Genomic DNA, 13,149 nt, shown 5'->3' on the forward strand with positions numbered 1-13,149 from the left:
GCCGCCGGACGGAGCGGCGGCGGCACGCGCGCTGGCGGGGGCGGCGGCGGAGACTCCCGCCGCTGAGGCCGCCGAGACCGCGGAGGCCTGCGGGATCTGTTGCCCGCACTCCAGGCAGTAGGCGCTGTTGGGCGTCAGGGTCGCGTTGCAGTACGCGCACCGAGCAGATGCCATCTCGCTCCCGTCCTCTCCCGTGGCACAGACTCCCCCAGTCTAGGCTCGTGGCCGCTCGCGCGTCTGCCCTCGGTCATTGGCGCACGTCGGGAACGCGCGCGGCCAGCCAGCCGGAGGGCGTGGTGACCACGGCGGAGCCGGGGGTCCCGCGGCCCAGCATGAACTTCGGAATCGGCGAGCCGATCGCCTGGGTGCCCATGATCGTCGACTCGGGCCGCAGCACGAGCGCCTGTCGGGACCGCTTGGCCTCGACCACCGGCCCCCCGAACAGCGTGGACAGGGCGTCACTGTCCGCGCCGACGATGAAAGCGGCACGGTGCTTGACACCGGTGAGGGCGTGCTCGATCGGAGCGTTCTTGTACTGGTCGGCATCGTCCACGACGATCGTGGTCAGCGCTCCGTCGGCGGGAAGCTGAGCCTCCAGTTCCGGCGGCGTGAGCAAGGCGCTGTCCACGACCGCGATGCCGTGCGAACGCGCGACCTCCGTCAGCACCGACTCGCGGGCGGAGACGACGAGGAACGGCCCGCGTCCGCGCGAGGCCAATTGGTGCAGGATCCCGGCGAGCGCCGTCGAGCGCCCGGACCGTCGTGGCCCCACCACGAGGAAGCCGCCCGCTCCGGGCCAGTCGACCGTGTAGCGAGAGAGCACGTCGCCTCCGACCGCGACGACGGGACCGTCCTCGGGCCCGGAGTCGCCTGCGGGGAGCGAGAGCGCCTCGCTCAGGGAGATGTAGCTCGGAAGCGGATCCACCCGCAGCGCGGTGGGCAGGTCCGCCAACTCCGGGAATGCGTCGAAGTGGTCGCGCACCTGCTCCACGGTGCGGCGCAACAGTGTCGTCTGCGCCTCGCCGGCGGTGTCGCGGGAGAGCGTCGCCAGTTGCGCCTCCGCTCCCCCCGCGCCGAACAGCACCCGCCCCGGAGGCATGTCGGCGGGGATGTCCTTCGTCATGATGCCCGCGGTGCGGTAGTCCGAGAGGTCGCGCAGCGGCAAGACGTACTGCTCGTCGATGAACGCCGTGATCTTGTCGCCGGACACGCCACGGTCGCCCGTGATCAGCACACGCACGCCGACCGCGGGGCCCTCACGGAGGATCCGCATGAACTGATCCCGGAAGGTCACGAGCTGGTCGGGGTTCATCGTCGAGAGCATGCGCTCCCAGCCGTCGACGACCACGACCGCGTACGCCAGCCTGTCCTCCGGCCGCGCCTGCGCACGCTGTTCCGAGATGTGGCCCACCCCGGCCGAGGCCATGACGGCCTGACGGCGTGCGAGATCCTCCAAGAGCGCCTGAACGAGTCGCGGCAGCCGGTCGGCGTCGAGCTGGGTGACCACCGCACCCGTGTGCGGCGCGTCGACCAGAGGCAGGAGCGCGCCGTTTCCGAAGTCGATGACGTACATGTGCAGGTCGTTGGGGGCAAACTGCTGGATGAGCTGCGCCGTCATCATGCGCAGCGCCGAGGTGCGCCCCGACATCGACCCGCCGATGAAGAGGACATGGGAGGCGGCGCGGGCATCCCACACGAGTGGATGCTGAGACTGCTCGCCGGGAACGTCTTCGAGACCGAGGACGATCGCATGCTCGGGGATCGGTTCGCCCTGGAACCGGTCCAGCGGCAGCACCGTGGGAAGCGGGACGAGCCACGGCGACGGGTTCCTCCGGATGCCGAGCTCCGCCGTCGCTCGCCCGATGAGGCCCACGATCGCGCGGAGGTCGGTGTCGTCGTGATCGGTGACCTCGCCGGCGGCAGACGGCGCGGGCGGGAACTTGGGGGTGAAGCCGAGGGTGTCCCAGCGCAGCGCCGCCTTGCGCGGCGCCATGCGCGTGGTGCGCTGCACGCCGGGGCGAAGACCCGCCACGCGCGCCGCCTGGAAGGCGACCGGTGCCGAGGACGGCCCCATCCGCACATACGCGCGTCCCGGCGTAGCGGGCGAGATGAGTGAGGCCTCCGGGGAGCCCAGAACGTCGGACGAGTCGGTGCGATCGGTCACCCGCAGCGCCACGCGCAGGTTGATGTTGGACTGCATCTCGGGAGTGACCACCCCGGCGGGGCGCTGAGTCGCCAGGACCAGGTTGACCCCCAGCGAACGTCCGACGCGGGCGATACGCACGAGACCGTCGATGAACTCGGGGAGCTCGGTGCGCAACTCCGCGAACTCGTCGATAACGATCATGAGGCGGGCAAGTCCACGTGCCGCCGCCGTATCGGCGTCCTTGGCCCAGGCGGCATCGATGTCCTTGGCCCCCATATCGCGCAGCACGCGCTCGCGACGCTTGAGCTCGGCCTCCAACGAGGCCAACGCGCGCTCGGTCTCGCGCGCGTCGAGGTTCGTCACCATGCCCACCGTGTGGGGCAGCCGCTCGCAGTCGGCGAACGCCGACCCGCCCTTGTAGTCCACGAGCACGAAGTTCAAGGCGTCGGGACGATTGGCCAGCGCCAAGGAGACGACGAGCGTCTGCAGGAACTCGGACTTCCCCGAACCGGTGGTTCCGGCCACGAGCGCGTGGGGACCGTCGCGGCTGATGTCGAGCGCGAACTCGCCGTCACCGGTGGCGCCGACGACGACGAACGTGTTGCGCGGCTGCGTGGTCCAGCGGCGGATGAGCGGAGACGGGTCCTCGAGGTCCATGCGCATGAGGTCGACGAAGCGCACGGTGTCGGGGAGGATCGCGTCGTCTCCGACGCCGCTGACGTGCCGCAGCGAGCACAGGCACCGCGCGATCCGCTCGGCCCGGGGGATGGACATCCCGTCGAGGAGGACCACCGGGTGGTACGCGCCGCCGGTCTCGACGCGCGCCACCGACGGGTCGATCGGATCGATCTCGACGATGCTGCGCGCCTCCTCCGGGAGTCGGGCGCGTTCCGCGTCGATCGCCACGATGTGGATGCCGACCGCTGCGCCCTGCTCCAGCAGGGGCACCATCCCGGGCAGCATGCGCGCGTCACGGGCGCCGTCGACGACGACGAGGATGTCCTCGGACGCTCCAGCTCCCTTCTGCCCCGCGACCCGCAACCGATGCTCGAGGTCGACCGTGAGCTCCCGCAGGCGCTCCCGGCGCGTGTCGTCGGTGTTGCCGATCGTGACGGGACCGGCTCCCGCCGGCTGGGTGTGCGGGAGCCACTGCGAGAACGACCAGTCCTCGGCCGCATCGTCGGGGCAGATGACGACGATGCGACCGTCGCGGGGAGAGCGCAGCGACGCGAAGGAGACGATCACCGAGCGCACGAGCGAGGTGGCGGCGGTGCGGTCGCCCGCGATGCCGAGGACGCCACGACGCAGGTCGGCGGCGATCGGCGACGGCGTGACACCGACACGGTGGGCCACTCCCCGGTCCTTGCCCCCTCCCTCGAAGCGGGCGTCGAGGTCGACCTCGCCGACGCCGATACGCACGGCCATCGCGTCGGAGTCCGATCGGCGGCGCTCCCACAGGCGCGACAACGGGGCGGTGGCGATGTCTTCGATCACGACGGCGTCGGGCATCCGGTACCAGGAGCTGAGACGCTGACGACGCGTGAGATCGGCGATCCGGTCGCCGGCGGCGTGAACCTCGTCGATCCACTGCTGTTCGGTCTTCAGCCCCTTCTTCTTGGCGAGCTTGCGATTGGTCAGGAACGACCCGATCACCATGATGGGGCTCGCGGCAGCCATGAGGAGCATGATGGCGCGGCCGAAGACGAGAGCCATCGTCACCCCCAGCACGACCGGGATGATCGCCGAGAGCCACGGCAGGGGCGACTGGTCCGGGTCGTCCGGCTTCTCCCCCGGGAGGACGACGATCGGCGGCTCGGTCGGCGGCATGATGCGCGCCGGACGGTTGAAAGCGCGGTCGCCGAGCGGGTCGCGCCGGACGTCGGCGTCGGAGGCGGGGACGAACCCGAGGCGGAGGATACTGGCGCCCACCTGGACGAGGTCGGCGGGAGCGAAGGTCGTCGGGCCGGAGATCCTCTCTCCGTTCACCCACACGGCGGCCTCGGGCCCCGCGGGCTCGATCTGCCCCGTCAGCGGGCCTCCGCCGTGGGTCTCCGCCGAGGTCGTGACCGAGGCGTGCACCGGCTGCAGCCCCTCGTCGGCGATGACGAGGTCGGCGCCCGCACTCCCCACGGTGAACGCGACGCCACGGCGCAGGGCGATCGCCTCGCCGGAGAACGGGCCACCGACGATTGCGAGCCGGACAGCACCCGGTTCCAGTGCCACCGGAGCGGCATCCGGAAGGATCATGCCGCCCGAGAGCACGGGAGCGGCGGCAAGCGGGTCGGTGGGCTCCGCTCCGGGCGCCAGCGCCCCCACCGGGACACCGAGGGCCTCGGCCGCCTCGGCGACCGTGGTGGCCTCGTCGGTCTCGAGGACCCACGAGCCTGCGGCCGAACGGCCGGCGCGACTGCCGACGGTGACTCTCATCGACATGCGTTCTCCTCGCCATGAATGGTCATCGTGCGCCCACCCGGTCCAGTAGAGCCGTGAAGGGGATGAAAAGGCCGTCCTGCGCGCCGCTGTTCTCCTTCGGCGGCGCCGGCGGAACGATCCGCATCGGCACCGTCGTGCGTTCCGGGGTCGGCGCCATCGGAACCGGCCCGACCGCGTCTCCCTCCGGCACCAGTGTCACAGACCCCCACGCCTGGTCGGCCCCGGAGACGACACGGAAGGCGAACTGGTCCGGCAGTGTCTTTCCGGCGTAGCGAGCCGTTCCGTCCGCGCACGTGACCGTGCCGTGGACGGCGGCGCCGCATCCCACCACGACGACGTCGGCTCCGGCGGCACTGCCGGACAACGCGGCCAGATCGATCTCGGCACGACCTTTCGCGTCGACGGCTACGAACACATCGCCCGCCCAGACCTGGTCGCGGGCGGGATAGACGAAGGCGACGATGCCCGTCTGGGTCTCCGAGCCCACGTCGTCGCTGAACCCGACCCGGATCTCGGCGTCACCGCGATAGTCGCGAGAGGCGCGGAAGACGACGTGCGTCGGAGTCGTCCAGGCCGACCCCGCTTCTGCCGGCTCGACCCCCAGCACGCGGCTTCCACCCCCTTCCCCGCAGATGGTGCACGCGAGGGAGAACTCTGAGAGAGGCACACGCAGGAGCGCTCCGGCAGCGACCGCCCGTTCGGGGATCGGACGCGCGGCGGGCGCGGGGGGCGCCTCGAGCGTGACGCGATAGCGCACCGTCATCTTCCGCCCCGCGCCGGACGGACCGGTGCTGGACAGCGTCACCGGGATCACCGTCGTCCCCGCGTCCGGGTCGTAGGTGTCGGCGGACAGGACGATCGACTCCGCATCGCAGGAGGCCACGAGGTCGCTCGCGGCGCGAACGTCGGCGCACGAGGCGACGCGCCACGGATACTGCGGCTCGATGGAGGCGGTGTCGCGATAGGGAATCGCAACATCGGCCGGCCCCGAGGGAGTCGGCGCGTCCTCGACGTCGGCCTGGGCGATTCCCGCGCCACCGATCGCGAGGACGGTCGCGACGAGGAGCGCGACGATGCCGCGTCGATGTCCGCCCACGCGCCCTCCTGCCTCACCGGTCGTGGCGTATGCCTCGATATAGCATGGTACGGGCCGCACGGACCATCCGCGGGCGCGGGCAACGGAGGGAACCGAATGACTGGACAGTCGGCGCCGTCGTCTCACGCGAGCATCGGCGACGAGCCCGGTCGTCCGCGCATCGGTGCGTCATCGCTGCGGGACCTCGGTTCGGGGGGAGCACCGCTTCCCGAGATCGTCGAGGCCCCCGAGCGGCAGCGGCCGTGGTGGCTCCACCCCGCCTTCATCGTGTCGGTCGTCACGACGTTCCTCGCGCTGGGTGCCGCCGCGGCGTGGTGGATCGTCTCGATGGTCACCGACGACTCCGTGAAGGTGACGGGCCTCACCATCCGTTCCGAGGCCGGGAACATCGTGCTGCACTGGGACGGTCCCGACGCGGACTATGCGCTCTATCAGGTCTCCGCCGGCGGCGACGTCACCGATCTCAGCCAGATGGTCCGCGGGACATCGGCGTGGGTCTTCTCCGCCGCCGCGTTGTACGACGACTCGAGCTGTTTCGTCGTCCGGCCCGCCTCTCGCACCGAAGAGGTCTCCCTCGACGCAGCGAGCCTCCAGGCGCAGAACGGCGCCGCGGCCTGCGTCGCCGACGCGCAATGAGGCGCCGTCCCGCGCTCGTGCTCGCGGCCCTGCTCGCGGGAGCGATGTCGCTGTCGGGGTGCACGCGTCCCGCTGATCCGCCGCCGACTCCCAGCGGCATCGACCTGCGCTCGGCTGACCCCGCCGATGGCAACGGCCTGTGGCTGCGCAGCGGCTCCGACGTGACGTCGATCGTCGCGCAGGCGGTGCGCGCCGGCGGCCCCGTCCACATCACCGGTCAGATCACGGAGATCGTCCAGCCCGACCCCGACACGGATCCGCGGCGAGGACGCACCGTATCTCTCGACTTCCACGGCACCGCATCGACGTATACGGCGACGATCACTGCCGGCGACGTACGCGTCGCGGCGCTGGTGACCGCGGAAGGCAGTCGCGTACGGGGCAATGCCGGGTTCGCGCGCGCCTTCGAAGGGCGCGCCGCGGACGAGGTCGTGTGCAGTTCGGGTCTGGATCCCGCCCTGGTCGACTTCGCTCCGCTCCTCGACCCAGCCGCGCTCGTGACGACGCTCCTCGGCAGCGGCGGCGTGGGAGCCAACCCACCGATCGGCGACGACGTCGACACGATCGATGTCGTCGCCGGAGAGGAAGGCTCGGTGGTCGGAGTGCTCACCGTCGAGCGCTATGGACCGCCGCTCCCCCGCTCGTTCGTCGCCGCGGATGCAAGCGGCGAGGGCGCCCTGACGTTCGCGGAATGGGGCGGCGAGATCGACGTCGATGCCGCGGAGAAGACGCTCGCCTGCCCCGGAGCAACCGAATGACCGGCCAGACCCGCACCCATGCCGGTGCGACAGTGACGATGGAGGATCGATGAAGGACGCCACGCTCTCCACGCATCCGGACTTTGCGCTTCGCCGTTCCCCGGGATTGACGGCGGTCTTCGGGGGCCTCGCCGCGATCGCCCTTCTCGGCCTCGTCCTGGCGATCGTCTTCTACGGCGACCTCGCCCAGACCGAGACCGTGTCGTGGCGGGGACGATCCACGACCGCGTTCGCCGGGATCGTCGCCCCCGCCGCGGTGGGGCTGAGCGCCTTCGCCGCCTTCCTCTTCGGCTGGCTCGCTCTGTCGAACTCCACGCGATGGGTGCGCCTGTCGACCGGGAGCGTGCTGCGCGGGTTCGAGCTCGTCGTCGACGGCGACGCATCGACGGCCGACGAGCTCCACCGTCGACTGTCGACCGGGGATCCGGCACAGTATCTGCCGGTACCGGTGGCCAAACGCGGCGACCTGCGGGTGCACATCTATCGCGCCGACCCCGATCGCCGCGCCTTCGTGACGATCGAGCAGCGCGGCACGGGCGAACCGCGCGCCTGGCCTCTCATCGAGCTGGCCGACCGCGGTTACGTGCAGATCAAGCGCCGCCGCGCCGAAGACTTCGCGAAGCCCTACGTGCCGGCCGGCGGCACCACCGATCCCCAGCTGCGGCCATGAGCGACCCCGCTGCGGCGGCGCCGCGCCTGCCCGATTTCGCGGTGCGCGCCGACGAAGGACTCGTCTCGCGCGCGCGTCGGTGGAACGCCGGGCTCGTCACCGGCGCCGTCATCCTGTTGGCGGGCGCCGTCGCCGGCCTCGTGGTGATGATCGCGACGGGCTTCGGTTCCGGATTCACCTATGCTCTCGCGGGCCTGTTCGTGGTCCTCTGCCTCGCCGTCCTGTGGACGTCGCGCTCTCGCGTCCGCATGCTGCGCCTGATGACGGGCGGCGACGGCGTGCTCCGCGCCGACGAGCGGGGCGTCCGCCTGCCGGGACTCGGCGAGATCGAGTGGGACGAGCTGGTGTTCGTCTGCGTCACCGACCATCGGGAGAGGGTGCGCCGGCAGAGCCGGATCCCCGTGTTCGGATGGGTCGGTCGCGCCGCTGTCAAGGCCGGCAACGGAACGATCCTCTGCGAACTCGCCGTCCGAGACGGCGAGTCCCTTCGCTCCCGCGCGCAGGACGCCACCGCCGCGTCGCGCGTCACGCTGTACCCCCGCTGGCCCGACGGTCATCGCCGCGGCGTCGTCCCTCTTCTCCTGGATGCGGTGTACGACGCCCACGACGTGCAAGCGGTCGTGACCGTGCTGTTCGGGGTCGCGAAGCAGCGCGGGATCGCCCATTCGCTCTTCGAGCAACTTCCGCCGGCCCTCCGCTGGAAGGGCCCCTACCTCGACGACGTCATCGCTGGTGCCATGCCGCGCTGAGACCGCATCACACGGTCGGAACCGTCACGCCCCGGGCACGGAACAGCGCCGCAATCGTCTCGTACATCTCGGGAGTCAGCTTCTCTCGATTCCAGACGACGCGGGCTCCGAGCATCACCAGCGTGATCGCCGGCGACAAGCCCGTCGTTCCCGACCCGGTGGTCAACTCGCCCGCGCGCGGACGCAGACCGTCGCGCACGCGCTTGTCGAGCGCGGAGAACGGCGCTGCCGAGATCGAGAGCACATCCGAGCGGATCAGCTCACGCACCCCCGGCGTCTTCAGCACAGTCGCGTACAGCTCCTTCAGCGTCGCCGCATCCAGCGCGAGAGCGTCGCTCACGAATACCTCGACCTCTTTCGGAATCACGCCTCTGCCCCCTGTCTGATCACACGAACATTCTCCTCCGCGCGAGCCCGCTCAGTGAAACACGGCGTGTCAACTGCGCGGAGGCACAGCGACGCCCTCCGCGCGGAAGGGAGCAACGAACGACTCGTACTGCGCGGCGGTGAGCACGTCGGGCTTCCACAGCGCCTGTGCTGCCACCTCGGTTACCGTAATCGCCGCGCGCAATCCGCCTGGCGCCCCGCGGAACTCCTCCGACCGTGGACGCAGGACATCGCGAACACGCTTGTCGAGCGCGGAGAACTCCGCGGCAGACAGCCGCGGCGCGCGGCTCGCATCGCGGCGGCCCGCTGCGGTCTCTTCCGCGCGGGTCGCGCGGATCCGGGCGAAGGACGCGGCGTCGAGCCGCAGCGCTGCGTCGAGAAAGCCGTCGATGTGCGGGGGGATCATGCCGCACTCGTTCCAGCTGCAACCCCGACTGGCCCTGGATTCACCACCCCGGCTGCCCCTGACAGGACTGGCTCAAGGGGAAGAATCCCGTGGTCGGCTCTTTGAACAATCGCCACGCCTCCGCAGCGTCCCCGGCCCGGGCCGCCTGCTCCATACGATGCAGCGTAGCGATGGCCACCGGGTGCCAGGAGAGGTAGGACTCCTCCTCGATCCCGTCCGTACCGGCCGACAGTACCGACTGCACCGCAGCGATCCTCTCTCGCAGCACGGGGATCTCCGACGGCTTCATCGTGGCCAGGATGCCGGTCTCGACCAGGTCGACGACGGGCTGACGAAGCGCGGCGCACCGCTGCTCCAGAGCTGCGCTGGTCACGATGGCGTGCCGTTGATCGAGAGGAGGCCGCGCACCTGGGGCGGGCCGGCCAGCTGCGCGATCACCGCGAGGTGCTCGTACAGACCCGACAACTGCAGGTGATCGGCGGTGGCGGGACCGCCCAGGGCGAGAAGGGGGACGAAGCCGAAGCACTGCTCGAAGGCCGGAACACCGTCCCGCTCGGCCGCGTCGGGATAGGGCTGCCACTCCCAGACGCGATCCCGCTGTGCGGGGTCGGCCAGCGAGGCGGCGACCTGAGCGAACGACGCGCCCTGGATGACATCGATGGCTCCCCACCGCGCCTTGACCACGAGGTAGACACCGTTGGCATGCACGACCAGATCTCCGAGCGCGGTAGTGAACAACACGACCGCTCCGTCAGGGAGACCGATAACGCCGTCGAGCATCTCGGCTGCCCGTGCCGGGTCGACGAGGCGGACGTAGCCGTCATCGCCGACGAAGCCGGCGCCGTTCGTGCGCCATGCCTCGACGGCCTCGGCCGGCGCGCGCCCGGCGAACCGCTCGATGGTCTCGGCCGGGATCGGCGCGACCTGCTGAAAGCTGTCGAAGACGGTCATTCGTTTCTCTCTCGGTCATGGCCCTCGTCGACGGATCTGCGGCCTGCAGTGCCTGTGCGAATCGCCACGTCGACGGTGGACGAGGGCATCAGCGGTATCTCTCCTCGGGAGAGAAGTGTTCGACCATCTTGTCGATCTTCCCGAAATTCGCATTGAAATGACCCTTGCTGACTTCCCCCGTGTGCTTGTTCACGAAGTAGACCAGGTTGTCCCACCGCCCGAAGGACTCACGTCCATCGACGATGAACTCACGCGCGCCCCACTCGAGCAGGTAATCCTCGTCATCCTCTGCCCACCCCCCGGGGAAGTACAGCGTTCCCCTCAGCGGCGGCGGATCCTCGCGGAAGTAGTCCCGCAGGCGTTGCTCAGCCTCTCTCGGTGTCAGCATGTCGTTCAGTCTCCCACAGCAGGGGTCGGCAGACTTGTGGCCTGGAGTGCCTGTTCGAATCGCCACGCACCGGTCTCCAACGCCCAGTTCTGATACTCGAGCCCGCCCTTGCGCTCCTGGGCTTGGGCCCGCGCTTCAGGTGTCGCATCCGGGTCAGCGATGACCGCGTCGAGCTCCGCGATAAGCTCCCGGTTGCGTTCACGCCACTGCGCGTTGCGGGCTCGCTCACGGTCGATCATCTCCCGCGGACGCTCCGCCGCAGTCTGGCTGGAACCCCATTCACCGATGAGGTCGAGTTCCTCCTGCCGCGCGGGAGTGGACGTCTTGAGGACCTCAGCCGTGGGGATCAGATCGTCGACGCGCATGACCTGCATGCTCTCCGCAGGATGATCAAGTCCGCCGAACTTCATACGGTTGAGGTATCCACTCGCGTCAACGATGTTGACCTGTCCGTCGAGGATACGAAGTCCATCGGCATCCTTGACGACCGAGAAGATGTGGCCACCACCAGCCTTCCACTGACCGAGGATGAAGCCGCGCGCGCCCTCGGGCCACTCGGCAGTGGCGTCCTCGAGAGCCTGCTGGGGCGTGCTGCCGTCGTCGGCGTCGATGCTCGCGAACTCACGACGGGTGCCATCCGCTTGAACCCAGTCCGCGGCGATGGCGTGCGGATAGCGGCCCTCGAACGCATCCGAGATCACCTGCGTGTCGAAGTCGTACGATGCGCTCTGGACGGTGGGACTCGCGATCACGTCGTAGCCGCGCATGCGCAACTCCAGCGCGTTCACGACGTGGTGGCAGTTGTTGCCGAAGCGCCCCGAGTCGGCGGCATAGCCGGCTTCGTTCACGCGCTGCACGGCGTCCGCGCGCGACTCCGGCGCCTCGATGCGGTCGTAGGCGTCGTCGAGGATCTCGTGACGACCGTCCGATACCGGGTCCGGCTGCTCGCCGGCCGGCGCCTCGCCGGGGGTGTCGGCAGCGTCGGAACCGGAGTCCGGCGTGGCGACATCGTCCCCTGCGGGGCCGTCGGCGACGACGTCGGAAGTCGGCGCCACGGGCTCGCTTACCACCGTTCCGTCGGCCGTCGAAGCGTCGGCGTGTGGTCCTGCGCCGTCCGTCGAGGGCGCCGACGGCGTGGAAGCCGACGGTGCCGAAGCCGAGGACGCTGTCGGAGCGGTAATCGGAGTGGCCGAGCCGAGCGTGCTGGCAGATGCCACCGCGCCACCATCGCGGACATTGACCGCTCCGAACTCGACGTTCATCCGAATGTGGGGGTGAAGCGACGGATCGATACTGCTCGCCGTGATGTCGACGTCGAGCCGGAGATCGCCGATGCGCTGGCGCCACTGGTTGCCGAGCGAGCTGTTCACTCCCCCGTCCCCTGCACCGTCGAATCGGTCGGGTCGTCCACCGGCCACCTGGTCGGGGCCGTGGAGGACCGCCTGGCCGTCCATATCTATGCCGGCTGCCTGCAACGCGGCGTTGGCGGCGGCCTGCTCGGACTTCGCGACACGTCCGTTGGCGTCGTAGAAGTCGACGTTGTGCTGCCACTCCGCGATCGTCAGATCGTTCAGGCCCTGCTGCTGCAGACCCACCTGACGCTGGAACTCGTCCCAGTCGTGCTTCGGGTTCTTCATCTCGAACGGGCGCACCGGGATCGACTCGGCCAGCGAGTACGATCCGTCGGGGTTGCGCACGATCGGCGCGTCGGGCTGGGAAGCGAGATCGTCGAGTCGTTGGCGGATCTCCGGGGTCAGCTCGGGGATGTCGTAGCCGTTGTACGTGGTTCCCGGGCCGTCCGAGCCATCGGAGGCGTGCCCGGGTGCGGTCGGAGCGTCAGGCGAGGTCGACCCTGCTCCCGTCGGCGTGTTCGGTGCCGACGATGCGGGAGCGTCGGGCGTCGTGGGTGCCCCGCCGAAGAGCGACGAGCCCGTGGGTGTGCGCACGAAGGGACGCGCGAACACACCGCCTGCCGCGGCAGCGGCACCCGCAGCGGCGACCGCTTCGGCCTCGACCGGCGGGACATCGCCGTCGCGACCGGGGCCGTCTGCCGTGTCCGAGGACGAGGGGCCTTCGGGAGAGGAGGGTCCGTCGACCGGAAGCGCGTCGGGTGCCGTCGGTGCGTCGATCTCCGGCGATGTCGGAGCGTCGGACTCCGGCGCCGACGGAGCGTCGACATCAGCGGTGGCGGGAGACGACGGGGTCGACGATGCACCCGGAACGGCGGCGCCAGCGACCGGAGCATCCGCCGAGGGGGTCGCGGAACCGTCTGCGGCCGGGGCATCGTCGGCAGGCGCGGGGCCGTCGGCCGGTGCCGCGGGAGCGTCCGGAGCCGACGGGGCGTCCGGAGCCGACGGAGCGTCCGGGCCCGACGGGGCGTCCGGAGCCGACGGAGCATCCGGGCCCGACGGAGCGTCCGGAGCCGACGGGGCGTCCGGAGCCGACGGAGCATCCGGGCCCGACGGAGCATCCGGAGCCGACGGAGCATCCGGAGCCGACGGAGCATCCGGAGCCGACGGAGCATCCGGA

12 protein-coding genes are annotated in these 13,149 nt (G+C 70.4%); 4 read left to right on the forward strand and 8 right to left on the reverse strand.

The genetic code is table 11. The features are described from left to right. Nucleotides 1-247: 247 nt before the first annotated feature. Together QM591_RS09745 and QM591_RS09750 are read right to left on the reverse strand one after the other, a co-directional pair. Nucleotides 248-4,579 carry an FtsK/SpoIIIE domain-containing protein gene (locus tag QM591_RS09745; RefSeq protein WP_415132023.1) on the reverse strand — a complete coding sequence of 1,444 codons (4,332 nt, stop codon included), beginning with the start codon at nucleotides 4,577-4,579 and terminating at the stop codon, nucleotides 248-250. Nucleotides 4,580-4,601: 22 nt separating this feature from the next. Next, on the reverse strand, nucleotides 4,602-5,675 hold the full coding sequence (locus QM591_RS09750) for a hypothetical protein (protein WP_415132025.1): 1,074 nt from the start codon (nucleotides 5,673-5,675) through the stop codon (nucleotides 4,602-4,604). A 96-nt stretch (nucleotides 5,676-5,771) separates the two neighbouring features. Here QM591_RS09750 and QM591_RS09755 point away from each other — a divergent pair, with 96 nt between their 5' ends. The 4 genes from QM591_RS09755 to QM591_RS09770 are packed head-to-tail and all read left to right on the forward strand — an operon-like array spanning nucleotide 5,772 to nucleotide 8,488. Beyond that, on the forward strand, nucleotides 5,772-6,311 hold the full coding sequence (locus QM591_RS09755; protein WP_415132027.1) for a hypothetical protein: 540 nt from the start codon (nucleotides 5,772-5,774) through the stop codon (nucleotides 6,309-6,311). Next, entirely contained in the window at nucleotides 6,308-7,069 is a 762-nt protein-coding gene (locus QM591_RS09760; protein WP_415132029.1) for a hypothetical protein, read from the forward strand. The genes QM591_RS09755 and QM591_RS09760 overlap by 4 nt, the downstream gene beginning before the upstream one ends. 49 nt (nucleotides 7,070-7,118) lie before the next feature. Then, nucleotides 7,119-7,739, forward strand: coding sequence for a hypothetical protein (locus QM591_RS09765; protein WP_415132031.1), 621 nt, complete (start codon nucleotides 7,119-7,121; stop codon nucleotides 7,737-7,739). Further along, entirely contained in the window at nucleotides 7,736-8,488 is a 753-nt protein-coding gene (locus QM591_RS09770; protein WP_415132033.1) for a hypothetical protein, read from the forward strand. The genes QM591_RS09765 and QM591_RS09770 overlap by 4 nt, the downstream gene beginning before the upstream one ends. 7 nt (nucleotides 8,489-8,495) lie before the next feature. Here the strand turns inward: QM591_RS09770 and QM591_RS09775 are convergent, their stop codons facing one another. The 6 genes from QM591_RS09775 to QM591_RS09800 form a co-directional block, all read right to left on the reverse strand. Continuing rightward, nucleotides 8,496-8,828, reverse strand: a complete 333-nt coding sequence (locus tag QM591_RS09775; protein ID WP_415132034.1) for a hypothetical protein — start codon at nucleotides 8,826-8,828, stop codon at nucleotides 8,496-8,498. A gap of 96 nt (nucleotides 8,829-8,924) precedes the next feature. Further along, nucleotides 8,925-9,281: a hypothetical protein gene (locus tag QM591_RS09780; RefSeq protein WP_415132036.1), complete on the reverse strand. Its 357-nt coding sequence runs from the start codon at nucleotides 9,279-9,281 to the stop codon at nucleotides 8,925-8,927. 40 nt (nucleotides 9,282-9,321) lie between these two features. Further along, nucleotides 9,322-9,654, reverse strand: a complete 333-nt coding sequence (locus tag QM591_RS09785) for a hypothetical protein (RefSeq protein ID WP_415132038.1) — start codon at nucleotides 9,652-9,654, stop codon at nucleotides 9,322-9,324. Then, nucleotides 9,651-10,232, reverse strand: coding sequence for a T6SS immunity protein Tdi1 domain-containing protein (locus QM591_RS09790; RefSeq protein WP_415132040.1), 582 nt, complete (start codon nucleotides 10,230-10,232; stop codon nucleotides 9,651-9,653). Before QM591_RS09790 ends, QM591_RS09785 begins: the two co-directional genes overlap by 4 nt. 88 nt (nucleotides 10,233-10,320) lie before the next feature. Further along, complete coding sequence (locus tag QM591_RS09795) at nucleotides 10,321-10,620, reverse strand: hypothetical protein (protein ID WP_415132042.1); 300 nt, start codon at nucleotides 10,618-10,620, stop codon at nucleotides 10,321-10,323. A 5-nt stretch (nucleotides 10,621-10,625) separates the two neighbouring features. Then, the coding region (locus QM591_RS09800; protein WP_415132044.1) for a polymorphic toxin type 15 domain-containing protein at nucleotides 10,626-13,149 on the reverse strand (2,524 nt) is incomplete at its 5' end.

It is taken from the genome of Microbacterium sp., assembly GCF_047607225.1.
In the GTDB taxonomy this organism is placed as follows: domain Bacteria; phylum Actinomycetota; class Actinomycetes; order Actinomycetales; family Microbacteriaceae; genus Microbacterium.

Coding starts and splice junctions, on each gene's coding strand:
- QM591_RS09795 (WP_415132042.1), bottom strand. CDS start 10,620: ATGCTGACACCGAGAGAGGCTGAGCAACGCCTGCGGGACTACTTCCGC.
- QM591_RS09760 (WP_415132029.1), top strand. CDS start 6,308: ATGAGGCGCCGTCCCGCGCTCGTGCTCGCGGCCCTGCTCGCGGGAGCG.
- QM591_RS09790 (WP_415132040.1), bottom strand. CDS start 10,232: ATGACCGTCTTCGACAGCTTTCAGCAGGTCGCGCCGATCCCGGCCGAG.
- QM591_RS09780 (WP_415132036.1), bottom strand. CDS start 9,281: ATGATCCCCCCGCACATCGACGGCTTTCTCGACGCAGCGCTGCGGCTC.
- QM591_RS09755 (WP_415132027.1), top strand. CDS start 5,772: ATGACTGGACAGTCGGCGCCGTCGTCTCACGCGAGCATCGGCGACGAG.
- QM591_RS09745 (WP_415132023.1), bottom strand. CDS start 4,579: ATGTCGATGAGAGTCACCGTCGGCAGTCGCGCCGGCCGTTCGGCCGCA.
- QM591_RS09765 (WP_415132031.1), top strand. CDS start 7,119: ATGAAGGACGCCACGCTCTCCACGCATCCGGACTTTGCGCTTCGCCGT.
- QM591_RS09770 (WP_415132033.1), top strand. CDS start 7,736: ATGAGCGACCCCGCTGCGGCGGCGCCGCGCCTGCCCGATTTCGCGGTG.